This window comes from Robertmurraya mesotrionivorans, assembly GCF_050971805.1.
In the GTDB taxonomy this organism is placed as follows: Bacteria; Bacillota; Bacilli; order Bacillales; family Cytobacillaceae; genus Robertmurraya_A.
Window position 1 is genome coordinate 176,795 of record NZ_JBPCCH010000003.1, and the last position, 26,766, is coordinate 203,560.

Annotated in this window: 25 protein-coding genes, 1 tRNA gene and 1 pseudogene; 6 read left to right on the forward strand and 21 right to left on the reverse strand. The window is 36.7% G+C overall.

What is annotated here, in order from left to right; all coding sequences use genetic code 11:
• Position 1 precedes the first annotated feature (1 nt).
• Together ACRX5O_RS07190 and ACRX5O_RS07195 are read right to left on the reverse strand one after the other, a co-directional pair.
• Complete coding sequence (locus ACRX5O_RS07190; protein WP_433905528.1) at positions 2 to 1,492, reverse strand: sugar ABC transporter ATP-binding protein; 1,491 nt, start codon at positions 1,490 to 1,492, stop codon at positions 2 to 4.
• A 132-nt stretch (positions 1,493 to 1,624) separates the two neighbouring features.
• Positions 1,625 to 2,641: an ABC transporter substrate-binding protein gene (locus ACRX5O_RS07195; protein ID WP_433905338.1), complete on the reverse strand. Its 1,017-nt coding sequence runs from the start codon at positions 2,639 to 2,641 to the stop codon at positions 1,625 to 1,627.
• Between the two features lie 271 nt (positions 2,642 to 2,912).
• Here ACRX5O_RS07195 and ACRX5O_RS07200 point away from each other — a divergent pair, with 271 nt between their 5' ends.
• The 3 genes from ACRX5O_RS07200 to ACRX5O_RS07210 are packed head-to-tail and all read left to right on the forward strand — an operon-like array spanning position 2,913 to position 7,945.
• Entirely contained in the window at positions 2,913 to 4,613 is a 1,701-nt protein-coding gene (locus tag ACRX5O_RS07200; RefSeq protein ID WP_433905339.1) for a HAMP domain-containing protein, read from the forward strand.
• Between the two features lie 42 nt (positions 4,614 to 4,655).
• Entirely contained in the window at positions 4,656 to 6,395 is a 1,740-nt protein-coding gene (locus ACRX5O_RS07205) for a sensor histidine kinase (protein ID WP_433905340.1), read from the forward strand.
• The gene (locus ACRX5O_RS07210; RefSeq protein WP_433905341.1) at positions 6,395 to 7,945 is read left to right on the forward strand and encodes a response regulator transcription factor; all 1,551 of its coding nucleotides are present in this window, start codon (positions 6,395 to 6,397) and stop codon (positions 7,943 to 7,945) included. The genes ACRX5O_RS07205 and ACRX5O_RS07210 overlap by 1 nt, the downstream gene beginning before the upstream one ends.
• Before the next feature lie 674 nt (positions 7,946 to 8,619).
• Here the strand turns inward: ACRX5O_RS07210 and ACRX5O_RS07215 are convergent.
• Together ACRX5O_RS07215 and ACRX5O_RS07220 are read right to left on the reverse strand one after the other, a co-directional pair.
• Positions 8,620 to 8,716: transfer RNA gene (locus ACRX5O_RS07215), tRNA-Sec, on the reverse strand.
• A gap of 120 nt (positions 8,717 to 8,836) precedes the next feature.
• Entirely contained in the window at positions 8,837 to 9,643 is an 807-nt protein-coding gene (locus tag ACRX5O_RS07220) for a P-loop NTPase family protein (protein WP_433905342.1), read from the reverse strand.
• A 111-nt stretch (positions 9,644 to 9,754) separates the two neighbouring features.
• Between ACRX5O_RS07220 and ACRX5O_RS07225 the strand changes: the two genes are divergently transcribed.
• Positions 9,755 to 10,180 carry a DUF2621 domain-containing protein gene (locus ACRX5O_RS07225; protein ID WP_433905343.1) on the forward strand — a complete coding sequence of 142 codons (426 nt, stop codon included), beginning with the start codon at positions 9,755 to 9,757 and terminating at the stop codon, positions 10,178 to 10,180.
• Positions 10,181 to 10,231: 51 nt separating this feature from the next.
• Here ACRX5O_RS07225 and ACRX5O_RS07230 read toward each other — a convergent pair whose 3' ends face one another.
• The 3 genes from ACRX5O_RS07230 to ACRX5O_RS07240 all read right to left on the reverse strand — a co-directional run bounded on the left by ACRX5O_RS07230 (position 10,232) and on the right by ACRX5O_RS07240 (position 12,259).
• A complete protein-coding gene (locus ACRX5O_RS07230; RefSeq protein WP_433905344.1) occupies positions 10,232 to 10,714 on the reverse strand; it encodes a CcdC family protein in 483 nt (160 codons plus the stop codon).
• 305 nt (positions 10,715 to 11,019) lie between these two features.
• On the reverse strand, positions 11,020 to 11,379 hold the full coding sequence (locus tag ACRX5O_RS07235; protein WP_119707640.1) for a response regulator: 360 nt from the start codon (positions 11,377 to 11,379) through the stop codon (positions 11,020 to 11,022).
• Between the two features lie 172 nt (positions 11,380 to 11,551).
• Positions 11,552 to 12,259: a cytochrome c biogenesis CcdA family protein gene (locus ACRX5O_RS07240; protein ID WP_391558892.1), complete on the reverse strand. Its 708-nt coding sequence runs from the start codon at positions 12,257 to 12,259 to the stop codon at positions 11,552 to 11,554.
• Between the two features lie 278 nt (positions 12,260 to 12,537).
• Between ACRX5O_RS07240 and ACRX5O_RS07245 the strand changes: the two genes are divergently transcribed.
• Positions 12,538 to 12,708 carry an aspartyl-phosphate phosphatase Spo0E family protein gene (locus tag ACRX5O_RS07245; protein WP_119707638.1) on the forward strand — a complete coding sequence of 57 codons (171 nt, stop codon included), beginning with the start codon at positions 12,538 to 12,540 and terminating at the stop codon, positions 12,706 to 12,708.
• A 38-nt stretch (positions 12,709 to 12,746) separates the two neighbouring features.
• Here the strand turns inward: ACRX5O_RS07245 and ACRX5O_RS07250 are convergent, their stop codons facing one another.
• The 9 genes from ACRX5O_RS07250 to yneA form a co-directional block, all read right to left on the reverse strand.
• Positions 12,747 to 14,537, reverse strand: coding sequence for an ABC transporter ATP-binding protein (locus ACRX5O_RS07250; protein ID WP_433905345.1), 1,791 nt, complete (start codon positions 14,535 to 14,537; stop codon positions 12,747 to 12,749).
• A 3-nt stretch (positions 14,538 to 14,540) separates the two neighbouring features.
• Positions 14,541 to 16,289 (reverse strand): ABC transporter transmembrane domain-containing protein, encoded by a 1,749-nt coding sequence (locus ACRX5O_RS07255; protein WP_433905346.1) that lies wholly within the window; start codon positions 16,287 to 16,289, stop codon positions 14,541 to 14,543.
• 119 nt (positions 16,290 to 16,408) lie between these two features.
• Positions 16,409 to 16,576: a hypothetical protein gene (locus ACRX5O_RS07260; protein ID WP_391558895.1), complete on the reverse strand. Its 168-nt coding sequence runs from the start codon at positions 16,574 to 16,576 to the stop codon at positions 16,409 to 16,411.
• 563 nt (positions 16,577 to 17,139) lie between these two features.
• The gene (locus tag ACRX5O_RS07265) at positions 17,140 to 17,355 is read right to left on the reverse strand and encodes a YneF family protein (RefSeq protein ID WP_119707634.1); all 216 of its coding nucleotides are present in this window, start codon (positions 17,353 to 17,355) and stop codon (positions 17,140 to 17,142) included.
• An 87-nt stretch (positions 17,356 to 17,442) separates the two neighbouring features.
• On the reverse strand, positions 17,443 to 17,880 hold the full coding sequence (gene sirA / locus ACRX5O_RS07270) for a sporulation inhibitor of replication protein SirA (protein WP_433905347.1): 438 nt from the start codon (positions 17,878 to 17,880) through the stop codon (positions 17,443 to 17,445).
• 170 nt (positions 17,881 to 18,050) lie between these two features.
• A complete protein-coding gene (gene tkt / locus ACRX5O_RS07275; RefSeq protein WP_433905348.1) occupies positions 18,051 to 20,051 on the reverse strand; it encodes a transketolase in 2,001 nt (666 codons plus the stop codon).
• 162 nt (positions 20,052 to 20,213) lie between these two features.
• On the reverse strand, positions 20,214 to 20,447 hold the full coding sequence (locus tag ACRX5O_RS07280) for a DUF896 domain-containing protein (RefSeq protein ID WP_433905349.1): 234 nt from the start codon (positions 20,445 to 20,447) through the stop codon (positions 20,214 to 20,216).
• 117 nt (positions 20,448 to 20,564) lie between these two features.
• A complete protein-coding gene (locus ACRX5O_RS07285) occupies positions 20,565 to 21,245 on the reverse strand; it encodes a YneB family resolvase-like protein (RefSeq protein ID WP_433905350.1) in 681 nt (226 codons plus the stop codon).
• Between the two features lie 8 nt (positions 21,246 to 21,253).
• Complete coding sequence (gene yneA / locus ACRX5O_RS07290) at positions 21,254 to 21,568, reverse strand: cell division suppressor protein YneA (RefSeq protein ID WP_433905351.1); 315 nt, start codon at positions 21,566 to 21,568, stop codon at positions 21,254 to 21,256.
• Positions 21,569 to 21,722: 154 nt separating this feature from the next.
• On the opposite strand from yneA, the gene lexA reads away from it, so the two are divergent.
• Entirely contained in the window at positions 21,723 to 22,349 is a 627-nt protein-coding gene (gene lexA, locus ACRX5O_RS07295; RefSeq protein ID WP_433905352.1) for a transcriptional repressor LexA, read from the forward strand.
• A gap of 42 nt (positions 22,350 to 22,391) precedes the next feature.
• On the opposite strand, the gene ACRX5O_RS07300 is transcribed toward lexA, so the two are convergent.
• The 5 genes and pseudogenes from ACRX5O_RS07300 to ACRX5O_RS07320 all read right to left on the reverse strand — a co-directional run.
• A complete protein-coding gene (locus tag ACRX5O_RS07300) occupies positions 22,392 to 22,943 on the reverse strand; it encodes a CBO0543 family protein (RefSeq protein ID WP_433905353.1) in 552 nt (183 codons plus the stop codon).
• A gap of 205 nt (positions 22,944 to 23,148) precedes the next feature.
• Positions 23,149 to 24,483, reverse strand: a complete 1,335-nt coding sequence (gene glnA, locus ACRX5O_RS07305; protein ID WP_433905354.1) for a type I glutamate--ammonia ligase — start codon at positions 24,481 to 24,483, stop codon at positions 23,149 to 23,151.
• Between the two features lie 35 nt (positions 24,484 to 24,518).
• Positions 24,519 to 24,926 carry a MerR family transcriptional regulator gene (locus ACRX5O_RS07310; protein ID WP_119707626.1) on the reverse strand — a complete coding sequence of 136 codons (408 nt, stop codon included), beginning with the start codon at positions 24,924 to 24,926 and terminating at the stop codon, positions 24,519 to 24,521.
• 135 nt (positions 24,927 to 25,061) lie between these two features.
• Positions 25,062 to 26,333, reverse strand: a complete 1,272-nt coding sequence (locus tag ACRX5O_RS07315) for a methionine gamma-lyase family protein (protein WP_433905355.1) — start codon at positions 26,331 to 26,333, stop codon at positions 25,062 to 25,064.
• Between the two features lie 13 nt (positions 26,334 to 26,346).
• A pseudogene (locus ACRX5O_RS07320) lies at positions 26,347 to 26,766 on the reverse strand (GTPase HflX); the annotation flags it as partial.

Here is a 26,766-nt window from a genome sequence, read left to right on the forward strand (position 1 = left end):
GTCATCCCCCTCCAGCCATTGCTTTCATTATGTCTTTTTGTGTTATTTGCTGGTTGTTTTCAATTTCAGAAACCTTCTTATGATCTCGTAAAACTGCAATTTTTCGACTAGTACGTAACACTTCTTCTATCTCAGAAGAAACAAATAAAATTGACATTCCTTTTTTACTTAATGAATGCATTAGCTTTTGAATTTCAGCTTTTGCTCCTACATCAATTCCTCTTGTTGGTTCATCTAAAATTAATAAATTGGGATTTGTCATCAACCATCTTGCAAGCAGGACCTTTTGTTGATTTCCCCCACTTAGATTTTTGATTAGTTGTTCTGGGTTAGGAGGATTGATGTTCAGGAGTTGGATATATTCATCTGCAATTTCAATTTGTCTTTTCTTCGGAATATAACTAAACCAGCCTTGTATTCCTTGCATAGCTAAAATCATATTTTCCCTTATGGTTAAGTCAGCGATGATTCCCTCTGTTTTTCGGTTTTCCGAACAAAAAGCAATTCCTTTTGATATTGCTTGTTTAGGGGAAGTTAAACTAGTTTTACTACCGTTTATTATAAATTCGCCTGTATCAGCTTTATCAGCACCAAACATTAACCTTGCTAATTCTGTTCTACCTGAACCCAAGAGTCCAGCAAGTCCAACAATCTCACCTTCATGGATATCCATGTCAAAAGGGGTAATTTTCCCTTTTTTTGAAATGTTTTTACCCTGCAGAAAGATTTTTCTCTTTTCATATGTCTTACTACTCGTTCCTCTATCTGTATCTTTTATCTCGTTTAGATTCTTACCAATCATTTTAGAGACTAAGTCAAGTCTTTCAATTTCTTTCGTCTTGTATTCACCTATCCATTTGCCATTTCGTAAGACCGTTAGTCGATCCGTTATTTCATAAATCTGGTCTAGGAAGTGACTAACAAAGACAATGGCTAAGTTCTCTTTTTTTAATCTTCGAATCACATTAAATAATTGGTTCACTTCATTTTGATCAAGGCTTGATGTTGGCTCATCCAAAATGAGTACTTTTGCAGATACTTTAAGAGATCGCGCGATTGCAACCATCTGCTGAATAGCAACTGAATATGAAGAAAGTACCTTTGTCACATCGATGTCTAGGTTTAGTCTAGTTTTCAATAATTCTTTTGCTTGTTTATTCATTTCTTTCCAATCTAGCCGGCCTTTTTTTATAATTTCTCGACCAATAAAGATATTTTCTGCTACAGATAAGTTTGTACATAAATTTACTTCTTGGTATACCGTGCTGATCCCTAGATTTTGAGCTTCAAGTGGATTAGTCACTCGAATTGATTTCCCATCTAAAGTTACAGAACCTTCTTCAAACGTATATACACCTGTTAAAACTTTAATTAATGTCGACTTCCCTGCACCATTCTCTCCCATTAATGCATGAACCTCACCTGGGTAGAGCCTTAGTTGAACATCTGATAAAGCTTTAACTCCTGGGAACTGCTTAGTTATTCCTTCCATTATAAGTATCGGAGTCGGTTTCTTCACCACTTGGTCCTCCTAACATTCTCTTATTTTAATAGCCACTAGTTAGTAAAAAATAGGTTATTTTACTAAACGTAGTGGCTAAGTTTGTGATTCTATCTCTCTTGATTAATATTCACGAGTTGATAATAACTCTTCAGCTTGATCCATTGTATACATACTTTCTTCTACAGCTACTCGCTTCGGAATTTCTTCTCCAGACAAATGTGCTTCAATTAATTCAACCATTTGTGGACCAAACATTGGGTTACATTCAACTGTTACGTTCATCTTACCTGCTGCCATTGCTTCAAATGCACCTCTAACTGCATCTACTCCAATGATCTTAATGTCTTCACCTGGCTTTAAACCATACTCTTCAATGGCTTGAATCGCACCAATTGCCATGTCATCATTATGAGCGTATAAGACATCAATGTTATCTCCTTCTGATTTTAAGAATGCTTCCATAACTTCCTTACCTTTGGCTCTTGTGAAGTCACCTGTTTGAGATTTAATTATTTTTAGATTTGGATGGTCTTTGATGATATTCTCAAATCCTTCTTTCCGGTCAATTGCAGGTGCTGAGCCTACTGTACCTTGAAGCTCAACGATATTTACATCCCCATCTACATCCTTTGTTTCTTCCACTAACCAGTTCGCAGCTTTTTCTCCTTCTTCAACAAAGTCTGAACCCAAGAATGTTACCCAGAGTGAATCATCCTGGATATCAACCGCTCGATCCGAAAGAAACACAGGAATACCTGCATCCTTTGCTTCCTGTAATACGGTTTCAAATCCTGTTTCAACAACTGGTGAGAAAACAATAGCGTCTACCTTTTGTGCAATAAATGAACGAATAGCTTTAATTTGATTTTCTTGTTTTTGTTGTGCATCTGAAAATTTCAATTCATGACCTGCAGCTTTTATGGCATCCTGCATTGACTTTGTATTTGCAGTTCTCCATTCGCTCTCAGCACCTACTTGTGAGAAACCTATCACTAACTTATCACTAGACTCAGACTCTCCTGAACTAGTATTAGATCCTGTTTGTCCCCCTGCACCTGATGAACTACATGCGGATAATAATAGCATGAGAGACATCATTAAAAAGAGCACTGTTTTTTTCTTGAATAATCGTTTCATCAATTAATCCTCCCCTTTTCTCCCTCAATTCAAATATGTATGTTAAATATACTTTGAATTGGATTACCTTAATTATAAAGCGTTTACATTCAGAGGGGGAATGGAGTAATTTTCGAATTAATTGTAAATTCATTTAATTCTTATATGGGGTCTTATTCACCAAAACCCTGTATTTTTCAGAAAAGTGTAATTTCTTTGGAAATAGTGTAAAATATTTTTATCTACTTTTTAGTCTTACTATTGTAAAATGTCTCTAGGAAGGGGGAATAATTTGAAAACGCATACAAAGATATCTGATCTTTCATTACGTAAAAGATTAATTCTTGTTTTCATGGTAATTCTTTTATGGCTTGCAGCAATTAACTGCGTGCAAATCTATCTTTTCCTTGGATATTTCCGTCAATATAATGAAATGATGGAAACAATTACGTTAACAAACTCCATTAATGGTTCACTTAAGCAAAAGTTAGATGAGGAAATTAGGGATATTGCCTACGGAAAAGTACAATTCGAAAATGGTACTCAATACGATCATCTTAAAAATATGTATCAAAACTTAGATAAAATTGAACGGGATGATAAGAATAGGCAATTTACTAAGGAGATTTCGGAGGTTCGCCAAACATTAACTACTACGTCTGAATATATTGACAAGCTTGGAGAGCAAATTCAAGGAAATGTTCCTGCGGATTCAAGAAATATCACCTACGAATATATTACAATACTTACAGATCTCATCGATGAAAAGGTTCAGTCACTCTTACAAAAAACACTTTTGGTAAAAGGGGAATCCCAGAATATCATTTCCACTAACCTAAAAAGGGACATAACTATTTATATTTGTGCATTTATTGCCGTTATCATAACCTCTTTATTATTTGCTATATATATATCAGGAAGTTTTGTAAAACCTATTCGTAGTTTAGGTCAAAAAACAAATGAAATAGCTGAAGGAAACTTAACGGTTGGTACCATCGAAATTCCTTCTAAAAATGAAATAGGGGAATTATGTCGTTCTTACAATCGAATGTTTCATAATTTAAAAGATATAATTTTAAACGTTCGAAATACAAATGATTTAGTAGTCTTAACTTCAAAAGATATCCACCAAAGTATTCTTGAAAACCGACTTGCGGGGGAAGAAGTTGCTGAGGCAACCCAAACGATTTCAATCAATCTTCAAACACAAGATAACCTCATTCAAAAGTCTGTTTCTACATTTGAACACTTATTTTTTAGATATAACGAAGTACTAGGCAAATCAAATAAGTTAAATCTACAATCAAACGAGACGTTACATATTACAGATGAAATAAGCAATGAACTGGTTTCTTTCCATCAACAGCTTGAAGAGATAAGCCAGTCCATATTTCTAGTGAACAGAGAGACAGAAGAACTTTTGAAACTTTCAGCAGAAATGAATGAATATTTACGGTTAATCAAGTTGGTTGCAAGAGAGTCTAGTTTATTTACCCATACTCTAATAAATGAAATTACTTACAACTCAGGACATTCGCGGATAGAACATGCATTAATTCTATTAAAGGAAATTTCTGATGAAACAAACAAGGTTCTACATGACTCCGATGACACAATTAACCATATCTCACGCCTAACCAATTCAATCAGTAAACAAAACTCTATAGCTCTAGAAAGAATTCAAGTTGGACAATCAAAAACTAAGCGCGTACAGAGTGGATTCCAAACTATTCGTTCTATTAGAGATAAACAGCAAGTTGAAATTGAAAGCATAAAGCAAGATATGCAGGAGGCTTTTGATCAAATGCTTTCTGTACGTCACATGATTTCAGACATTGAGCAGAGCTCACAAATTACGAATGAAAAAGTTGCTGGAATTGCTGCTATGGGAGAAGAACAATTGACTACTCTTGAGGAAGTTTCCGACGCATCTTTTAAACTTGTAGAACGAATTCAAGAAATGAAAGATAACATTAGACAATTTAAAATTTAATAACAAAAGTACTTATCATTTTACTGACAGGTTGGGCAGATTATGAATTTTATAAAATGGGTTGTTTCTAGTTTGCGTACAAAGTTTCTAATCATGTTTTTATTTTTAACTATATTCCCTCTCATCCTTGTTGGAATGGTATCATATATGAAATCTTACAATATAATAGCCCAAAAATCATATTCATTAGGTCAAATCCAAGTAGCACAAGTACGGAGAGAATTTGATGATGTGATCCATGATATTAAAAGGTTTACAGAAATAGGAAAAAAGGAGAGCACCGTCGAGTTTTTAATTGATAAACAAAATACAGCTGAAGAGTCGAAAAGTATATTAGGAATAATAAAACTTTACAGAGAAAGTTATCAATATAGTGGTAGTATCATGAATATAAAGATTATTGGTCTTGATGGGAAAGCTGTTAGTGAAGACCGTGGGGTTCATCAATTAGATCGTGAGGCACTCACTGAACCTCCATTTGTGAAACTACTTGATCAGCCAGCTAAAACACTAATAGAACCAATCTATAAAAATAGTAATCCAGCACTTTCTATGACAAGTACGATTGTTTCCGATCAATCCAATGAAGTCATTGGTTTTATAAACATTGTAATAAAAGCTACCGTATTTAAGAATATTCTTCAAGATACTTCACAAAAAACCTCAAGTACCACCCAAATTGAAACTGAAACTGGTAAAATTTTATTTTTACATCCGCATCTAACAAAGACATTATCTATTTCAGATAAAAAAACAATCGAAGAAAACAAATCAGGTTACTTTACCCAAGGAGAAACATTTTTCGTCTTTGATACATCTGACCTAACTGATTGGAAGTTCATTAGGTATACACCAATATCAGTAATATCAAAAGAAGCAAATGAAATCAGAAGTCTAATAGTTTTGACAGTTGGATCAATAGTAATCTTGTCAATAGTATTGTACTTCTTTATTACTTCAAGATTAATACTTCCACTTAGAACACTAAAAGAAAAAATGAAACAAGTTTCTCAAGGGGATCTTGATGTACATCTCGATAACATGGGGAGAGATGAGATTGCGGATCTAGGTGAAAATTTTAATAGTATGATTATGAAAATCAAGGCTCTACTAACTAAAAGTGTTAATGAACAAAAACAATTAAAAATTGCAGAATTACGTACTATGCAAGCCCAAATTAATCCACACTTTTTATATAATTCACTTGAAACAATCATTTGGATGGCAGAAGCAAAAAAAAGTCAACATGTAATTGAAATTACGAAGGCATTATCCCATTTTTTTAGAATTTCTTTAAGTAAGGGAAAAGATTTAATTACTCTAGAAGATGAAATTGACCATATAAAGAATTACCTAACGATTCAAAAAATGAGATACCAAGATATCCTTGATATAACTTTTCACTTAAATGAAGATATCTTAAAACATGAAATTATTAAATTAACACTACAGCCACTTGTTGAAAATGCCATTTATCACGGAATTAAAAATAAACGTGGGAAGGGATTTGTACGAATTAAGGGTGATTTTACCCCGGAAGGATATATTTGTATTGATGTTATAGATAATGGTATTGGTATTAAAGATGAAAAGTTAAAGGATATTCGATTTCAATTATCTCAGGGTGTCCCTTTTGGAAAAGATCAAGGAGGTTTCGGTATGGTTAATGTTCACCAACGAATTTTCTTATACTACGGGGAGCCTTTTGGTTTAACAATCAATAGCTGGTATGGTTCAGGTACACGGGTTAGTTTAATAATACCAGCAGAGAGGGGATATTAATGAGGAAAGTATTTTTAGTAGATGATGAAATGGCAATCCGTGAAGGTATTGGGAAAAACATTAACTGGAATAGTGAAGGGTTTATTTATTGTGGAGACGCTTCAGATGGTGAAATTGCTCTTCCATTAATTGAAAAACATCAACCTGATATTGTCATTACTGATATTAAAATGCCATTTATGGACGGATTAGAACTCAGTCGTATTCTTCGAGAAAAAATGCCCTCTATAAAAATAATAATATTAAGTGGACATGATGAATTTGAATATGCAAGAGAAGCTATGCGGATACAAGTAACTGAATATTGCCTAAAGCCCTTTAGTTCACAAGATTTACTTACTATTCTAAAAAAGGTTTCCGCCAAAATTGATGAGGAAGAAAAGAAAAATAAAAGAGTAAGCGAATTAGAAATTCAAGTAATGCAAAATCAATCTGCTTCTAGGGATATATTTTTAAATGAAATATGTGGAGGTTTATACACTTCAGCAGAGGCAATTAAAGAAGCAACAAAATTAAATATAAACCTTATAGCAAGTTTTTACTATATCATTATCATCGAAAGTAAATATAATTCGAATAGCATTAATTGGATAGAAAATGAATATGCTTGTTTACGATTTAGTAGAAAATTAAGTGAATCTATTTTTATTATGATGGGTGAATCTAAACATAAACTTGAACAGGAGTCTGATGTAATCAGACGGCGCTTACAAGAACAAGAAGAGCTAACCTCTGAGAACGCGTTAATCTTTGGAATCGGAAAAGTTGAAAGCCGTATTCAGGGTATTAGCATATCTTTTTCGGAAGCAGATGAGGAAAAAAGCTATTCAAGCATTATCCATAAATACAGTTCAAAAGAAACAAAAATGGATATAGAGTCAAAAAAAGAATTACAACATTTTAACCGAAGAGATCTAATTGATTTTTTAAAATCTGGAATCTCAGGCGATATTTCTGGTTTTGCCCGTTCTTATTCTTCTTATCTAAATATAGGCAATGTTCGTTCACCATTTACTACATATTATTTTCTAATGGACTTTACAATTACGATTTCACATTATTTAAAGGAAATAGAAATGGATAATCTTGATGTAATGCAAAAAATAAATCAATTAAGCATGAAATCCAGCTGGATTAGGAAATATGATGAGGTTCTAACCTATATAGAAGAAATATTAAACCTCGTTATATCAACAAGAGATATTACCAAAAAATACTCTTCACCAGTACAACTGGCGGTAGATTATATTAATGAATATTTTTCTGACTCTCAGTTATCTCTTCAAACAGTTGCAGACGCAGTAAATATAAGTGCATCCTATTTAAGTCATATGTTTAGTCAAGAAACAGGTAAAACATTAATTGAATATTTAACTTACACTCGCATTGATTATGCCAAAAATCTTCTAAATACAACAAATAATAAAACGTATGAAATTGCACAGCAAGTAGGATATAGTGATTCACATTATTTTTGCAAAACCTTCAAAAAAGTTACTGGGTTGACAACAAAACAGTTTAAAAGTCAAAGACAGGTTTATTCAGTTTAATTCGTAAAGATTAATGCACTATTAGTACAACAAGTCGAGTAAAAAGGGGAACCTCTCTACCTTACGGTCGATTGTGTTCCTCCCCCTCAAGAAACCGTTATTCTCTATTCACGCACACAGCTCCTCCTAGTTACCATTCACAAAATGTTTATGGAGCCTCCCATCAACCATTTGGCTTTCGGCAGCTACCTAACTGTCTACGCTTAAAGACTAAGGTTACCTTTATCCCTTAGCTCTAGCTCCAATAGTTTAATAAGCTATCTTTATTTATCCCGATCCTTTAATTCTTGGTTAATCTCTTCTAAAACCTCTTGAATACCATCCTTATTAGCTACCTTCACTTATGTATCTTTAGTATTACTGATGGCATACCAAAACCTTTTGTTAACTTTAACCTCAATTATTTTTGCTATTTCTCCATCTCTTTGCTGCTGGTTGTTCCCTTCTAAATTTCCTGCTAACTGTCCTTTCTTGCATAACAAAAGCCCCCTTAATATTAATTAAGCGAGCTACGAACCAAACAGTCTTTTTGATAAGTCTCAATCAGTCTTCCTTCCCAGCCCCTAACAGACTTCTAAAAATCTTGCCGAAAACTGTGTGGGAAATCTCTATGTATACCTATATCATTGCAAAGGTCAGTTTATGGATCAAACCTTTGCGGCTGTAAGTTTAGTTGGCGGGACTGCCTGGGAATCGAACCCAGCTAACCTGGCACGCAGGTCACAAGCGGTTTTGAAGACCGTGGAGGACACCAGTACCCCAATCAGCCCCGTATGAAGAACCGTGTTCAAATTTTGTTGCCCAAAGGGTTACATTTTACGACACGGTCTCTATTATGGGGTACATGGCTTTATTTTTCAAGTATTATACTCAAATTATATCATTCGAAAACTACTTTTCTGTTAGTCCTAATTCAAAAGTAAGTTGATCGTGAATATTCTCCCAATCAGCATTCGTGTTGTTTATAACCAATGTTCTTATCGGTACTCCTCGGAGAAACTCCTTCTCAGACTGCTTTCTTTCCTCCAAGAAATCCAACACTCCACTTACCCCTGACAGTTCCCTTTCTTTCCCATACTCCTGACCTGTGTAATACCATGTTATAAAATCAAACCATTCTACAGGACGTTCCTGCCTGATTTTCTCCAGGTTCTCTGCTACATTATCCTGTTCAAAATATACGATTACTGGATCGAGCTCCTTAATGACATTGGTTATCATATTTAAGAAATTGAAAATAATTTCTTTTGAACAATTATGTTTTGCTAGTAAAAATGTAAAAGGATTTTGTAAATAACAGCATTCTAGTATGTACTCATGTACTCCTGATTTTGCTTGTTCAACAAACTCCTTCCACTTTTCCAAGGCTACCTCCAAGTAGTCTTCAACAGGAAGCTCATATACATCAAAAGCTTTTAATCTCTCAAATAACTCTGTATCTTTTTCATACAAACTCGCATACGAAATGTAATATCTCTCTCCTTTTCGAGTGGCCATCCCCCGAACCGAAGGACACTCTTGTTCAACCTCATCAAATTGCTTTTCAGTTAGACAAGCGACAGACTCATAATCAGCCGGATGCTGGGGATCACCTTCCAAATATAGTTTTGCTCTTTCTCCTAATCTACTTGCTAACCATTTGGCACTGGTCGTTTTTCCTGAACCAGGAACTCCTTCGAATATATATAATTTCGTCATACTGTTCTCCTTCTCCCATTTTTTAAATCGCTTTCAAAACGTTCGTCTTGTCTCCCTGCTAGAAGTTTGGCTATAATAATAGTATTAATAATGTTTTGTAGGTGGGAGTTTATGTTAAATGGTTGGTTTTCTCTATTTATTATCTTTTGGGTGTTAATACTTATCGGTTCGTTTGCAATCGGTGGATTTTTTATGTTTCGTAAGTTTTTAAAAAGAATGCCTCTTGAAGATGGAAAGTCTGTACTCGATTGGGAGGAGCACTTTGTGAATGAGACTCGTCATCTTTGGCAACAACCTGAGAAGGATCTTCTTGAAGATCTTGTGAGCCCTGTGCCAGAACTTTTCCGCGATGTGGCTCGTCAAAAAATTGCTGGAAAAATTGGAGAGCTAGCCGTAGAGGAAAAACGTCCTTCGATTAACGAAGAGCTCGTGATTCGAGGTTATATTTTAGCAACACCAAAACGCGACCATAAATTTCTGAAAAAGAAGCTTGCTGAAAACAAAATTGACATGGCGCCATATCAGCATTTATTTTAAGGACTGCTTATTACATAAGCAGTTTTTTACTTTTAAAAAACGCCAAATCCACTATGATTTGACGTTTGTCAGTTTTTCCTGAAATCTTCTAAATTGAAGAAACATCGCAATTCTCCAAGGGACAATCATGGAAAAGGCTAAAATAAAGAACATTCCGCTCAGCTCACCAAAGTCAATGGTGGTGCTTAAAACTAGTTTTAAGATGATGCGTATGACTAGCAGACCGAATAAAATAAAGACAAATGCACGAGACCGCTTTAAGTAGATTTCATTATTACGGATTTCAAAATTTGAGGTTTTGATTAACAGTAATGAGAATACCAGTCCAACCGCCATGGCTTCTAACAACTCAAGAAGTGTTACACGAAACATCGGTTCTATAAACATCAGTGCACCTGTACTCATAAACACAGGTGGTAGTATGATTTTTCTAGCTGTAGCAGGTTTTTTCGCTGCCTTCATACGGACGAACATGGCCAATATCGCCATTCCAATCGCCCCTATGGAGGAAGCAACAACAACCGTGTTGTTCATATACTTTCATCCCAATCTAAAAAATATATTTTCCCTATTATTATAGCGGATACGCTTCCAACATAATAATATTTTTTACATGAAAATCGAATGCTCCTTGAACAGCCCCGACAAGCATAAGACAAATCACGCAGGAAGGCCTGCCTTCTGGAGGGACTTGGCTTATGACCTAGAAATAAATGGCTTTAGATTATTCCCTCGAGGGGCTAGGCGCCGGAGCTGAACATTATTCAGAGTAGAAAGTTCCTTCTTATCTCATAAATAAAGAATGCTGACTATCAACGATTAGTCAGCATCTATATTATTTAGCTTAATACACGATTTACGGCTTCAATTACCCTGCCTTCATCAAAGGGTTTTACAATGAAGTCTTTTGCTCCAGCTTCGATCGCTTCTACAACCATACGCTGTTGGCCCATAGCAGAACACATAATGACCTTTGCTTGCGGGTAGTTCTGTCTGATTTCTTTCATGGCCTCTAGGCCACTCATCTCAGGCATTGTAATGTCCATCGTAACCAAATCTGGTTGTAGCTCATGATAAAGAGCGATTGCTTCTCTGCCATTTTCGCCCTCTCCCACGATCTCGTGGTTATTTCGAATTAGAATGTCTGAAAGGGTCATTCTCATAAATTTTGCATCATCTACGATTAATATTTTTGCCATCGCTGGTACCCCCTCAACACTACAACAGAATCTTATCTCTAAATCAAACACATATTTAAATATAACGAAATTTACAATCAATGACAAAAAGAATATTTCGACTATTATCGACAGAATCCTCGTAATATCTCAAGACTATTTTCCTATTTATTATAACAGAAAGAGTCCTAAATCAAAAGCCTGTAAACCCACCAAACAAATTGGTAAACATGATAATAATCTTTGTCATCCAATCAAAAAATAGGACGATTCCCATTACTATCATAATATAGCCACCAATTTTCATTATTAAAACATTGTGGCGTTTGATCCATTGTAATTTTCCAATAAAGAAAGATAGGATGAAAAATGGAATGGCAAATCCGAGTATATAAGCAATCATGTATACCATACCCGATCCAGGATTAGTCGCAGCCAGGGCAATTACTGACATTAAAATGGGACCAGTGCAAGGCGTCCAGCCTGCTGCAAAAGCAATTCCTATTAAAACCGAACCAAAATATCCTGACGGACGGTGTTTAAATTCATATCGTTTTTCCCTCATCAACGATTCCGGCTTCAAAATACCAACGATCACGAAACCAAAAAAGACGATGACAATAGCGCCTAATTGACGAATGAGATCCTGATAGCCAGCAAAAATCTCACCTATAAAGGAGCTTCCAAAGCCGATGGCAATAAAGATAATGGAGAATCCAACTAGGAAAAACAATGTATGTAATAAGCTGCGTCTTTGAAGCATTGCATTATCCGTCTTCAATTCTCCTACTGACATACCAGTAATATACGAGAGGAAGGCAGGATATAAAGGAAGACAACAAGGAGAAATAAAGCTCAAAAAGCCGGCTCCTAGTGCAATAAATACGTTTACATCGGTCAAATGTAACCACTCCTAAAAATAATCATTCTTATTTATTCTATCAAAAGATAAATAGAAAAGATAACAATTAATATTTGAACATTCTGTGACGGCGAAAAGAAATTGGGCAAGCTCCTCACTCCATATATCTGTATGTAAGAACCCTGAAAAAATGTTAATCACCAAACAAAATTGTCTATTTCTAGATTTTTTCTTTTGAAATTCTCCTATTTCTTGGGTATACTATGTATATAGTTTCACGAAAGATTTGGATTTTATTTGGAAGGGACTAAACAGAATTGTCAAAACAGGAATTTTTAGCACTCATTGAAAAGAAACGAGCGGAGCTAATCGAGATCGCTATGATCAGTGGACTGAATTCTTCTACTGCCCTTCATTACAGTCAGGAATTGGACAATCTATTAAATGAATATAATCGTATCTTTTTAAAAAAGGTTCCCACTTATTAAAAACAGCTTGAGCTATAAGCAACTCAAGCTGTTTATTTTTAGCTAACAACATCCTCTATTCTATCGGCTAAATTATTTTGCAGAAGATACATCTTATAGTACAAGCCTCTTAGTAATAGCAGTTCCTGATGACTACCCCTCTCGACGATTTCCCCTTGATGTAACACTAATATGAGTTCGGCATCTTGAATGGTTGACAAACGATGGGCAATGGCAATCGTTGTTCGACCTTTTCGCATACGTGCAAGTGCCTCTTGAATCGCTTCTTCTGTCTCCGTATCAATATTGGCAGTTGCTTCGTCCAATATTAATATTTTTGGATTAGCTGCTACCGTCCGAGCGAAGGCAATAAGTTGGCGTTGTCCACTTGATAACGTAGACCCTCTTTCCACCATTTGGTGCTCGTATCCTCCCTCAAGCTTCTCAATAAATGGATGTGCTTGAACAAACTTCGCAGCTGCTTCTACCTCTTCAATGCTCATCTTCTCATTATGCAAGCGAATATTATCCGCGACGGATCCAAAAAACAAGAAAGGATCTTGAAGAACCAGCCCCATTTTTGTCCGAAGTTCTTTTTCGGGATACTCTTTAATGGAATGCCCATCCACTAAAATATCTCCTCTTTCGAATTCATAAAATCTCATCATTAAATTAATAATCGAGCTCTTACCACTTCCAGTGTGACCAACAAGGGCGACTGTTTCACCTGGTTTTGCAGTGAAGGAAATATCTTTTAAAACATCTCTTTTTCCATCGTATGAAAAACTGACATGACGAAATTCTATTTCACCCTCTTGAATCTTATTAGCTGTCTCCTTTTGTGAAGGTGATAACTCCTGTTCATCAAGAACGTTGAATACCCTAGAAGCCGCGACAATTGCCTGCTGGTATAAAGAAAGACGCATCATCATATTGTTTACCGGCTCAAAGAAACGATCTAGATAGTTAACAAACGCATACAACACGCCTATTTGGATAGGACTATCAAATGATGAAATACCGAAATAGCTTAGAACAATAATCAAGGCGCCAACATAAACAAGGTCAATCGCAGGACGCAAAAGCAAGCCATCTACTTTTATATTTCTCATGCCTGCCGCAAAATGCTTATCATTGGTCAATCCAAATTCTTCACGCATTCTTTTTTCCTGACGAAAAACTTGAATAATTCCCATGCCTTGAATCGATTCACTAAGCTTTGCGTTCAGCTGGCTTAGACGTTCCCTCATATCATGGTAAAATTTCGAGCTTAGTTTTCGGTACAAGCTCATAATGAAAAAAATCACTGGAAGAATTACTAAACAAAACAATGCTAGTTTAACATCCAAAATAAACATTGCAATAAAAATACCCGTAATGAGGAACCCACTTTGGATAAACGTTACTATCACCGTCACAAACATATCTTTAATCGCTTCGGTATCATTCGTCACTCTTGATACAATGCTCCCTGCAGGAGTTTTGTCAAAAAATTTCAATCCAAGTGATTGAACCTTAGAGAAGATATCAATACGAATCTCCTGAATAATTTTCAAGGCAATCTCTTGAAATTTTAAGAGCTGAAAATAGGAGATGATGACGTTGAAAATTTGAATACCTAAATACGCGGCACCTAGCATAAATAGCGGTTCAAACAAAAGGTTTCTAGGCTTTAAATAGTCGTCAATAAATACTTTTACTAAAATAGGACCAAGTATATCTCCAATGGTTGTAAGTATAAGGAGAAAAAATGCCAACACTAACGTTTTCATGTGAGGCTTTGCGTAGGCGAGGAGCCGAACTAATACTTTCCACTGCTGTTTCCCTTCTGATAATTGCTGATTTTCCATTTTTTATCCTCCATGCTCCACAAGATCTTCCAGCTGCTGCCTTAGGTACATTTCCTTGTACCATCCTTCTTGATCCATTAACGTATCATGTGTACCCGATTGCGTGATCTGTCCATTATCAATGACTAAAATAAGATCGGCATGCTGAATGGCACTTAGTCGGTGAGATGTTATGATTGTTGTTTTCCCCTCACGGTTTTCTTTTAGCGAGGTTAAAATCGCCTCTTCGGTTTTTGCATCGACCGCTGAAAGAGAGTCATCTAGTATGAGCACTTCCGGATTTAATAATAGAGCACGAGCAATGGAAATACGTTGCTTTTGCCCACCAGATAACGACACGCCCCTTTCTCCGACGACCGTATCATACCCATCTGTGAACTGGGTAATATCATCATGAATATTAGCTATTTTCGCTGCCTCCTGGATCTCTTGCTTTTCGCAAAGAGGCTTGGCGAAAGAGATATTATCACCGATCGTAGCAGAAAATAGGAAATGATCCTGTGGAACATAGCCGACCGCTTCTCTTAATTTGTCGATTTTATATCGAGTAATTTGCTGACCACCAAATATGATTTGACCATCAGTGACATCATATTCCCTAATCAATAGCTTTAATAACGTCGTCTTCCCCGCACCAGTTTTCCCAACAATACCGAGTGTCTGTCCCCTTTTTAACTCAAAATGAATATCTTGGAGGATGGGCTCTGCTTCGTTGGGATAAGTAAATTGCTGGATCTCATATTGTATATTTCCGCTTGGAGTCACGTTTAACGCTACTTCTTCATCCACAATATCCGCTTTTTCATTTAAAAGTGCAATAACACGATCATATGAGGCTCTTCCTCTTTCGACGATATTAAACAACCAACCAAAGGCAAGCATTGGCCAAATTAATAAGCCTAAATACGTTGTAAAAGAAACCAACTGTCCGATCGTTAACTCACCATTAATAACATATCTAGCACCAAATGTGAGTGAAAAGAAAAAAGAAATCCCTACGATAATCGAGATCGTCGGATCAAACAAGGAGTCCACCCGAGCAACGGAAATATTCTTATCCACTACGTCATTTGATTGCTTTCGAAAATCTTCTATATCTTCTTTTTCCTGACCAAAGGTTTTTATCACCTTTATTCCTGTGATACTTTCTTGTGTTTTATCGTTTAACGATGAAAAAGCTTCCTGTGCGAGGTGAAAACGCTTATGTAGTAAAGTTCCGTACCAATTAGTTAAAATCGCCATAAATGGCATCGGAATCAAGCTAATTAATGTAAGCTTCCAGCTGATGGTAAAAGCCATCGCAAGAATGACAAAGCCACCAGTGGATAGAGAATCGACAAAGGTGAGTACCCCCACACCAGCCGTCTGCTGTATCGCTTGAATATCATTGGTCGCATGCGCCATTAAATCTCCCGTTCTTCTCCTTTGGTAAAAGGATTGTGACATTGAAGTAAAATGATGAAACAATCGATTTCTCAACTGCATAGAGAGCTTAACCGCTGAACCAAAGATCATAATTCTCCAATAATACCTAAGTATGTACATCATTAGAGCTGCCCCAACTAGTAGAAGCAAATATGTGCCTAACATCTTCATCGTTAAGGATCCTTGCTCAATATGATCGACTACAAGCCCAATCACTTTTGGAGGCACAAGCTGCAAAAATGCCACAATTAACAACAGTAGAACCCCAGTAATATATGCTTTTTTCTCCTGCTTGAAAAACCACATCAAATCAATAAAAACTTTCATTCCCCACAGCCCCCAACCCTAAAAACAATTCCTGTAACTAGAATAGTTTACCAAATGTTGTGAAAATAAGGAAGATACTTAGGAAGTCGAATAACACAAAAAACGCCATGACGGCGTTTTTATTGTTTACTACTATTGTTATTATCATCATTACCTTTACCCGGATGAACCGCCTGGTAAATCGCATTTGAAAATTGGTCGACTTCTTCCATTGTCCCACCATGCATCTGGTTATCTGCACCTAGCTTACTTTTATCCCCTTTAACCGGATTATGAATGCGTACCATATTCCCACCACCTCCTCCATTATAGGATGGACATTTCCCATATTACTTATCAATAATTAGGATAGAGATGGACGAAATAGCATTGTCCTGTATAAAATAGATGAGATAATATTTTCGGGGTGAGTGTGATTAGGTGGTTAATGCAATTGGATACGTCACGTTTTTAACATACGATTTAAATCATCGTTTTTCTATTCGAAAGAACCATAATGTCATCAAAATACATAGCTACAAAGAAATAGCTGATCAAAAAAATAGACCAGCTTATGAAGTAACATGTAAATATAGTGTCTACCTACCTGCTCATTATGAATGTAAATCATTAGAGGACTATACAGGAAGAGTCTATCCTTTCTTAGAGCAATTTCTTAGGAACATAATTAGAACTGAAGTCCACAGCTTAACTTATAAAGAGCCTCCGTTCAGGAAGAGACGAAAAAAGGAAAAGGATTCAGCAGAATAAAAAACACCTTTTCTGTTTGTTTGAGCAGAAAAGGTGGTCTTTATTAGGGATTGAGTCAATCAAACCATAAGCCTATGTACAAGGGCTTGTCCGTGACAAATTACTTGCCCGTTTGCTTGTTCATTGCTGACATCATTTGATTGATTTTCTTCTGAGATGGTTTCATTCCCATTTGCATCATCATCATTTTTAGCATTTGTTCATTAATTGGTGGGTTTTTCTTTAAGTAGCTCATCATGTAACGGCGAGCAATGAAAAAACCTAGTGCAACACCTGCTGCTAAAGCAAGTACGCCTACTAGAATATGCGTCCACATACTAAACTTCCTCCTTCATGTTGTCTATCATACAGTGTACTAAACCAAATGCTATTATACAATATTTGCTGTGCAATTTCTCCTATTTTAAATCAACTTTCTTTCCTTAATTGGTCTGAGCCACCCGTAACGCTCATGTACAAGGTCAATTGCCAAAAAGGAGCTTTCACTTTTACGTAGAACTTCGAAGAAAAGCGTCTCTGCATCATAGCTACCAAATGCATGGAGAGTAATATGCTTTTCAAATATCTCTAGCTTTGCAGAGCTTACGTTTCCATTTTGAATATAGTATATCCCCTGGTTGTGTTCAAAATCCTGATTTTTTCCTAGTTGTTGAAGAATATATTGTTGAATGCGAAGTGTGGAAAGAGGCTTCGTAATAAACTGAATTTGTTTTTTTAATATATTTTTTAGTTCACCGAAGGATTCGTTATACTCAGCAAACAGATCAAAGAACATCTTTTCTCTACCAAAATAATGAGAGGCAAATTCATCATCGATTAAATACAAATGATATGTTCTCACCAAGCTTCCTCCTCGTCTGACCAAATGTTATTTCTCTCTATTATAAAGAAGTAGAAATAGAACGTTTGTCTTTCGTCGTCAAAAACTTCCACTATTTTTGTCGGAAAAAGTCGTAGATCTTGGCGCAAGATAAAAAGGCTGTTCTATTTACTAGAACAACCTTTTAAAACTTATATTAGAGCCTTAACTCTAGCAACTACATTTTCTACTGTAAATCCGTATTCTGCCATGATTTTTTCACCAGGAGCAGAAGCACCGAATGTATCAATTCCTAATACTTCCCCTTCATCTCCTGCATAACGATGCCATCCTAGAGATGATCCCATTTCGATAGCTAAGCGCTTCTTAACAGTTGGAGGAATAACACTTTGCTTATATTCACGTGATTGCTTTTCAAAGCGATCCCATGAAGGCATACTTACTACAGAAGCTGAAATTCCTTCCGCATCAAGTGCTTTTTGCGCTTCAACAGCTAAACCTACTTCTGAACCAGCAGCAAGTAATAATACATCTGCTTGTTCTTTAGAAGCTGGAGAAATAACATAAGCACCTTTTTTAACGCCTTCATAAGCATTTTTATCTGTATCTTTGATGGTTGGTAAGTCTTGTCTTGTTAACACTAATGCTGTTGGAAGATCAGTTGATTCAAGAGCAAGCTTCCAAGCTGCTGCTGTTTCATTACCATCTGCCGGACGAATAACACCTAAGTTTGGCATTGCACGTAATGCGGCAAGCTGTTCAACTGGCTCATGCGTTGGTCCATCTTCCCCAACTGCAATTGAGTCGTGAGTGAACACATACGTTACAGGAAGACCCATTAATGCAGCTAATCTGATAGCTGGACGTAAGTAGTCAGAGAATACAAAGAATGTTCCTCCAAATACCTTTACTCCACCATGAAGAGCCATACCATTTAACGCAGCACCCATCGCAAATTCACGAACTCCAAACCAAATGTTCTTACCTTCAAACGATTCAGGAGTAAAATCGCCTACTCCTTTAATCATTGTTTTGTTAGAACCAGCTAGGTCAGCTGAACCCCCGATAAACGAAGGAGTGTTCTTAGCAATAGCATTTAGCGCTTCACCTGATGATGCACGGCTAGCAAGTGCTTTTCCTTCTGGATAAACAGGAAGATCCTTGTCCCAACCTTCTGGAAGTTCACCGTTAATAGCAGATGTTAACTGTTGAGCAAGCTCAGGGTACTCATTTTTATAAGAAGCGAACAAGTCCTTCCACTCGTTTTCTTTCTTTGCACCAGTTTCCACAATGTATTTATTGAATGTATCATATACTTCTGCAGGAACATGGAAATCTTCTTCAAACGTCCATTGGTAAGCTTCTTTCGTTAGCTTTAATTCATTAGCTCCAAGTGGGGCACCATGAACATCTGACTTACCAGATTTGTTTGGTGAACCGTATCCAATCACTGTTTTCACTTCAATTAGTGTAGGACGATTTTGATCACCTTGTGCTTCTTCAATTGCTTTTGCAATTTCCTCAAGATTATTTCCATCCTCTACACGAAGGTATTGCCATCCATATGACTCAAAACGTTTTTCAACACTTTCAGAGAATGAACGGTCTAAGTCACCATCAAGAGAGATATCATTTGAATCATATAATACAACTAGACGACCAAGTTTTAAATGCCCTGCAAGTGAAGCAGCTTCAGCAGAAACACCTTCCATTAAGTCACCGTCACCACAAATACTATATGTATAATGATCCACTACATTGTAGTTATCTTTGTTATAAGTAGCAGCTAAATGTCTTTCAGCCATTGCCATACCTACTGCCATTGCAATCCCTTGTCCTAGTGGCCCAGTGGTTGCATCTACACCCGCAGTATGTCCAAATTCAGGGTGACCAGGAGTTTTACTTCCCCATTGACGGAAGCTCTTAAGATCATCCATTGTTACGTCATAGCCTGATAAGTGAAGAAGACTATACAGCAATGCAGAACCATGCCCTGCAGATAAAACAAAACGATCACGGTTAAACCACTCTGGGTTTTTAGGGTTATGATTCATAAAGCGCGACCATAATGTATAAGCCATTGGAGCAGCCCCCATCGGCATACCTGGATGGCCGGAATTAGCTTTTTCAATTGCATCAATTGATAAAGTACGTATTGCGTTAATTGCTAGTACATCATTTTGTTCAAACATTTTTTCAACCCTTCCTATTCTTTATCTCAATAATCCCACTTTTTAATATTATATCTGCTCTATTATTTATACAACAGATTGGCTAAATAAATTTTGAAAAAAAGCATATATTTTATAATTTTCTGTGTTTTCAATCATTTCCTGGTGAATAAATTTAGAAGATTAATGTAGTTTTTTGCTATTTTTTAATTTCTTAAGCTTTTCAGGTGTTACATCTTCACCAAGAGGATCAATAATTTTTACACCTTGGAGCGTTCCTAGCATAGATGATCGAAATGTTTGTAAATATTCACTACGAAGCTTTGACTGCTCCTTTGCTTCCACTTCTGTTAACCCTACAGCTTTTGCTTTTTTTGCTAGTTCATTAATTCTAGCGATTCTTTCCTTTGGTAGCATCTCTTTGCTCCTTCACTTTTAGTTTTACCAATAGAAATCATGTTACTAAAAGATATAATCTTTGACAAGGAGGAAGCGTCAAGAGGTACGAATAACAAAAAATGCCAACAGTTTGTTTTATGACTTGTTGGCATTTGTTGAGATATTTTTTTGATGTTTTTGCTCTTCTATGTATTCAAGATATCTTCGATTTACTGTAGCTTTTGAGATCTCATAACCGAAACCTCTTAAAGTTGCAGCGATTTCCGAAAATGTTAAATCATTGTCTCGTAACCGTACAATCTCTGTTATCGGTACTTCAATACGTTCTCTCCCTGCATGAACACCTTTGTTTTTTAGATTTTTCTCTGGTCTGTAACCGTTTTGAACAGCTCGGTTCATTCCTCTTTTAATTTTACTATTATGAAGCTTCCGCTGATATTCTTCTACCATACTTACAATTTGCAATACCATGGAATCCGATTCGGACAGTTGTAACTCACCGTTATGTGAGATACTGAAAAGTTTGATATTATCCTTCAGTATACAATGAAGCAAAGCGATTTTGGCATTTCCTCTACCAAGTCTCGTTTCATCCTGAATAAGGACTGCATCTACTTTCTCTTCCTTTAATCGTGACAGCAGTAGCAAAATACCCTCTCTGTCAAAGTCATATCCACTCGCCTGTTCCTTTATCACTTCAACAACTTCCATTCCACGTTGTTGTGACAGCTTCAATAGTTCTTCTTCCTGCCTTTTTAGAGAAGAGTACTGTGATTCTTTTTCAGTACTTACTCTACAATAGATAATCGCCTTCATAATCCCTCCTATTTCGATGCTAGCTCTGTAACAGTGGAATCGTTTAATTCAACAGGGATATAGATTTCATCACCTACTAACAATACATTTCCATTAATATCATTGATTTCTTCTACCCAGGATACAAACTCAGTTTCAGATAAAGCATGCTTATCAGCGTAGTCCTTACAAAGATCCCAAAGTGTTTCCCCTTCATTAATCGTTACAGACATATATTTTTCCTCAACTGATTCACCATTAGAAATTATTAAAATGATAGACGCTAGGATAGATAAGACAACTAGAATAATAGCATATGAGTATTTGTTCCATATATTTTTCATGTATAACACCTCTATTAGAATGTATGTTCGCATTTATAATTATATTATAGACCGAACGTTTGTTTCATGTCAACAATTATTCGAACTTATGTTTGTATGCACTGGTAGAACATGCTATAATAAAGTCAAGATTAACCAATGAGGGGCGGTAAGTATGACAAAACTATCAAAACGTCAGGTCGATATACTAGAATATATAAAAGAAGAAGTTAAGCAAAAGGGCTATCCGCCTTCCGTTCGTGAAATTGGGGAAGCTGTTGGTTTAGCATCAAGTTCAACCGTACACGGACACTTAGCTAGACTTGAAAGTAAAGGGTATATTCGAAGAGACCCTACAAAGCCACGAGCAATTGAGATTCTGGATCTTGATGAGGTGGTAAGCAATATACCAAAATATAATATTGTTAACGTTCCTGTAGTTGGAAAAGTAACTGCGGGTATGCCTATAACTGCAATCGAGAATGTTGAAGAGTATTTTCCTCTCCCGGAACGTCTTGCCCCTGCGGATGAGCAAGTATTTATGCTTGAGGTTATGGGAGACAGTATGATTGAGGCTGGAATCCTTGATGGTGATTACGTGATCGTGAAGCAGCAGCAAACAGCGAATAACGGAGACATCGTTGTTGCCATGACTGAGGAAGATGAGGCGACAGTTAAGAGATTCTTCAAAGAAAAGGACTATGTCCGTTTGCAGCCGGAGAACTCTTCTCTAGCACCCATTATCCTACGAAATGTGTCTATCTTAGGAAAAGTTATCGGAGTATATCGTCATATTCATTAATAAGTGAAAGCAAGCATCGAAGGATGCTTGCTTTTTTTATAATCACAATGGCTCAAAGCTCTTTCTTCGACTAAACCAATGGGCCACAAGATACAAGAACAAGATGATAAAGAAAGAATAGGTATAAGCCCAATCTATTTTCTTATACATATCGATCATCGCCATCAGCGGCATCCCAATGTATGCACTAAAACCAGCCAGAATGATTGCCTTTATAAATGGATTAACGTTCGGTCTGTATTGAAGAAAAAACAAAATAAGGACGGGCATAAGAGAATAACGAAACGAATAACTTATTGTTGGAATTGGAATGGCTTTTACTGGATAAGCCCATCTTCCATATTCCACTCCTAACGCATCAATTGTTGTTGATAGAATCATTACGATAAAAACTGAAAAAAGCAATCGTGCTGAGCTCTCCCTTTTACGGAATATTGCCCAGAGTACCCATGGAACTATGATCATTAACACCGCCACCCACCATTGCCAAGTGAAAAAAAAGGCATTTATGGTCGCATCTTTAATTAGAAGATTTCCATCCTTAATTAAGTCGGATCCTTTTTCTACTTGCTTGAGACCATCTTGAAACGTCATCATTTTTCCCCCGTAACATAACTTCAAATAACTGTAATTGGTTGTATTATTTAGTAAAATTGAGATTTTTATTCACAAGTCTTAGATCGTTAATGACTTATGCCATGAGTTCTGCCTCATATGCCTCCTTTAACGTCATAAACAAGTTTTTATACAAACAAAAAACCCTCACACATTAAAGTGTTGAGGGTTTTCTTTTAACGAATTAATACATTGACATGTATTGCTCGCGCTCCCATGGATGTACTTGTGTACGGAACATATCCCACTCGATCTCTTTTGCTTCTACGAAGTGTTCGAAGATATGCTCTCCAAGAGCGTAAACCATTGTTTCGTCTGATTTTAAGTTATCTAAAGCAGCAGCAAGTGTAGCTGGTAGATCTTCGATACCTACAGCTTGACGCTCTTCTTTGTTCATAACGTAGATGTTGCGGTCAACTGGAGCTGGTGGTGTTAAAGAGTTCTTCACTCCGTCAAGACCTGCAGCCAGTAATACAGCCATTGCTAAGTAAGGGTTAGCAGCTGGGTCAACGCTACGTACTTCTACACGAGTGGAAATTCCACGAGATGCAGGGATACGGATTAGCGGTGAACGGTTTCTAGCAGACCATGCAACATAGCAAGGTGCTTCGTAACCAGGTACTAAACGCTTATAAGAGTTTACAGTTGGGTTCGTTACAGCTGTAAAGTTTGGAGCATGCTTAATGATACCAGCGATGAACTGACGAGCAGTGTCGCTTAGTTCTAAGTTTCCAGTTGGATCGAAGAATGCATTCTTGCCTTCTTTGAATAAAGAAACGTTACAGTGCATTCCAGAACCGTTTACTCCGAATAATGGCTTCGGCATGAATGTAGCATGTAGACCGTGCTTACGTGCAATTGTTTTAACAACAAGCTTGAACGTTTGGATTTGGTCACAAGCGCTTAATGCATCAGCATATTTGAAGTCGATTTCGTGTTGTCCTGGAGCTACCTCATGGTGAGATGCTTCAATTTCAAAGCCCATTTCTTCAAGCTCTAACACGATATCACGACGGCAGTTTTCACCAAGGTCCGTTGGAGCAAGGTCGAAGTATCCACCATTGTCGTTTAATTCAAGTGTAGGCTCTCCAGCTTGGTCAAGCTTGAATAAGAAGAATTCTGGCTCAGGCCCAAGATTGAAATCAGAGAATCCTAAGTCTTGCATTTCTTTAATAATTCTTCTTAAGTTGTTACGTGGGTCACCAGCGAATGGAGTTCCATCTGGATTGTAGATGTCACAGATTAAACGTGCCACTTTACCTTTTTCAGCTGTCCAAGGGAAAATTACCCATGTGTCTAAGTCTGGATATAAGTACATGTCTGACTCTTCGATACGAACGAAACCTTCGATAGAAGAACCGTCAAACATCATTTTGTTGTCTAAAGCTTTTTCAAGCTGACTGATAGGAATCTCAACGTTTTTGATTGTTCCTAAGATGTCAGTGAATTGCAGACGAATAAACTTAACATTTTGTTCTTCTGCCATTCTTGTAATATCATCTCTTGTAAACTTAGCCATTTTGTTTCCTCCCTTGAATAGTAAATCTCTTTTTATTAATGGAAAAAGCGTGACATATCACCTTGACGCAATGACGAACGATTAAAGCGGCCAGCTTGCATAAGCTCTGAGCGCAACATTTTACGTAACTCATCATCGGACAGATCACGTCTTGCTTTCTCTGCTTCCTTCACTATTTCTTCTGATAGCACCTGTTGCTCTTTCACAGAAAAAATTTGCTTAATTCCTGCAAGATTCACACCTTGCTCGATCAAATCTTTTATTTCTAAAAGCTGATCAATGTCATTCAAAGAAAACATTCTTCTGTTTCCCTCAGTTCTAGCCGGAGAGATCAATTGGTGCTCTTCATAATATCGAATTTGTCTTGCAGATAGTTCTGTAAGCTGCATCACAATTCCAATTGGAAATAATGGCATGGAACGACGGATATCACTTCCGCTCATTTGCTGTCCCTCCATTTCTCTCTTTCATATTTTTATTATATGAAATGTCAGTTTTTCTGTCAACATAATGTTAGTTTATATAACATGGAATTTTTGTAGAAAAAGAGAAATATTAAACCTCTCTATATAATCTACTTAATTGAAATCAATTAGTTGTTTTTCAGCTAATCGGTTCAACGCGATCAGTATGGCCATTTTCACATGAGAATAGGTTAGTCCTCCCTGTACATAAGCAACATACGGTGGTCGTATTGGTCCATCGGCGCTTAATTCAATGCTAGCCCCTTGTATAAATGTTCCCGCAGCCATGATCACATCATCTTCATAACCAGGCATATAAGCCGGGTATGCCGTTACATGAGAATTAATAGGAGAAGCAAATTGAATAGCTTGGCAAAAGGCAATCATTTTCTCTTTGTCATCAAATTGAACTGATTGAATCAAATCTGTCCGTTCTGCATCCCAGGCTGGATTTGTGTTCATTCCTAATCTGTCAAGCATAGCTGAGGTAAAAACAGCACCCTTTAATGCTTGTCCAACCACATGCGGTGCTAAAAAGAAGCCTTGGTACATTTCTTGAAGGCTATAAAGAGAGGCACCCGCTTCAGCTCCGATACCTGGTGAGGTCATCCTATAAGAGCATGCTTCTACATATTTTTCTTTTCCAACGATATACCCACCAGTTTTGGCAAGCCCCCCACCAGGGTTCTTAATTAAGGAGCCTGCCATTAAGTCAGCACCTACATGGCAAGGCTCCATTAACTCTACAAATTCACCATAACAATTATCAACAAATACGACAACATCTTCTTTTATATTTTTAACAAATTCAATCATTTCTTTAATTTGATTGATGGTAAAAGATGGTCTGTTTGCATACCCTTTGGAACGTTGAATACCGATCATTTTTGTATTCGGCTTAATCATTGTTTTTACATGTTCGTAATTGACCTGTCCATCCTCTTTTAAATCTACACTTTGATAAGATATTCCAAATTCCTTTAAAGAACCTACACCATTCCCACGAATCCCTACAATTTCCTCCAATGTGTCATACGGTTTTCCTGTTATGTAAAGAAGCTCATCTCCGGGTCGTAATACACCAAATAAAGCAATTGAAATTGCATGAGTCCCGGAGATGATTTGCGGACGTACAAGACCTGCTTCTCCACCAAACACATCGGCATAAATCTTCTCTAATGTATCCCTACCAATATCATCATAGCCATATCCTGTTGAAGGGATAAAGTGAGAATCACTCACTTGATGGCGCTGATAGCTTTCTAGAACGCGAAACTGATTCGCTTCCACCGTCTCACCAATTTGTTTATGCTTCGTAAAAATATGCTCTTCGACCTGCCGAACGATCGGCTTTAATGCTTCCCCAAATGTGAAATGCTGATACATGTTGTTCTCCTAACTAAATACTGTATTGATTAATTTGGCCTAATATTTGATGATCGTTGAGTACATATCCTTTGCACAGATACATATCCTTTTCTTCCTCGAATGCTAGCTCCCTTAAAATCGTGTCATTTTTTAGTTGAGCTAACAGTTTTCCTTCTGTGGAAGGAACCTCAACTTGGTAAAATTTCATTTCTGAAATAATCACCTGTTCTATTTTTTGCTTTAATAAAAAGCGATCTTCCTCGCTAAATGCTGAAATCTGCAGCGTTTCTGTTTTAGCGGTTGGAACAAAGTCAGGATTTTTCATATCTCTTTTATTATATACGGTCAACTGAGGAATTTGTTGTATATCTAAATCCTCCAACAACTTATGTACCGTTTGTTCATGCTGATATGAATCCGCACTCGACATATCAACGACGTGTAAAAGAAG

Coding starts and splice junctions, on each gene's coding strand:
- ACRX5O_RS07190 (WP_433905528.1), bottom strand. CDS start 1,492: ATGGAAGGAATAACTAAGCAGTTCCCAGGAGTTAAAGCTTTATCAGAT.
- ACRX5O_RS07195 (WP_433905338.1), bottom strand. CDS start 2,641: ATGAAACGATTATTCAAGAAAAAAACAGTGCTCTTTTTAATGATGTCT.
- ACRX5O_RS07205 (WP_433905340.1), top strand. CDS start 4,656: ATGAATTTTATAAAATGGGTTGTTTCTAGTTTGCGTACAAAGTTTCTA.
- ACRX5O_RS07210 (WP_433905341.1), top strand. CDS start 6,395: ATGAGGAAAGTATTTTTAGTAGATGATGAAATGGCAATCCGTGAAGGT.
- ACRX5O_RS07220 (WP_433905342.1), bottom strand. CDS start 9,643: ATGACGAAATTATATATATTCGAAGGAGTTCCTGGTTCAGGAAAAACG.
- ACRX5O_RS07225 (WP_433905343.1), top strand. CDS start 9,755: ATGTTAAATGGTTGGTTTTCTCTATTTATTATCTTTTGGGTGTTAATA.
- ACRX5O_RS07230 (WP_433905344.1), bottom strand. CDS start 10,714: ATGAACAACACGGTTGTTGTTGCTTCCTCCATAGGGGCGATTGGAATG.
- ACRX5O_RS07235 (WP_119707640.1), bottom strand. CDS start 11,379: ATGGCAAAAATATTAATCGTAGATGATGCAAAATTTATGAGAATGACC.
- ACRX5O_RS07250 (WP_433905345.1), bottom strand. CDS start 14,537: ATGGAAAATCAGCAATTATCAGAAGGGAAACAGCAGTGGAAAGTATTA.
- ACRX5O_RS07255 (WP_433905346.1), bottom strand. CDS start 16,289: ATGAAAGTTTTTATTGATTTGATGTGGTTTTTCAAGCAGGAGAAAAAA.
- ACRX5O_RS07260 (WP_391558895.1), bottom strand. CDS start 16,576: ATGGTACGCATTCATAATCCGGTTAAAGGGGATAAAAGTAAGCTAGGT.
- ACRX5O_RS07265 (WP_119707634.1), bottom strand. CDS start 17,355: ATGTGGACGCATATTCTAGTAGGCGTACTTGCTTTAGCAGCAGGTGTT.
- tkt (WP_433905348.1), bottom strand. CDS start 20,051: ATGTTTGAACAAAATGATGTACTAGCAATTAACGCAATACGTACTTTA.
- ACRX5O_RS07280 (WP_433905349.1), bottom strand. CDS start 20,447: ATGCTACCAAAGGAAAGAATCGCTAGAATTAATGAACTAGCAAAAAAA.
- ACRX5O_RS07285 (WP_433905350.1), bottom strand. CDS start 21,245: ATGAAGGCGATTATCTATTGTAGAGTAAGTACTGAAAAAGAATCACAG.
- yneA (WP_433905351.1), bottom strand. CDS start 21,568: ATGAAAAATATATGGAACAAATACTCATATGCTATTATTCTAGTTGTC.
- lexA (WP_433905352.1), top strand. CDS start 21,723: ATGACAAAACTATCAAAACGTCAGGTCGATATACTAGAATATATAAAA.
- ACRX5O_RS07300 (WP_433905353.1), bottom strand. CDS start 22,943: ATGACGTTTCAAGATGGTCTCAAGCAAGTAGAAAAAGGATCCGACTTA.
- glnA (WP_433905354.1), bottom strand. CDS start 24,483: ATGGCTAAGTTTACAAGAGATGATATTACAAGAATGGCAGAAGAACAA.
- ACRX5O_RS07310 (WP_119707626.1), bottom strand. CDS start 24,926: ATGAGCGGAAGTGATATCCGTCGTTCCATGCCATTATTTCCAATTGGA.
- ACRX5O_RS07315 (WP_433905355.1), bottom strand. CDS start 26,333: ATGTATCAGCATTTCACATTTGGGGAAGCATTAAAGCCGATCGTTCGG.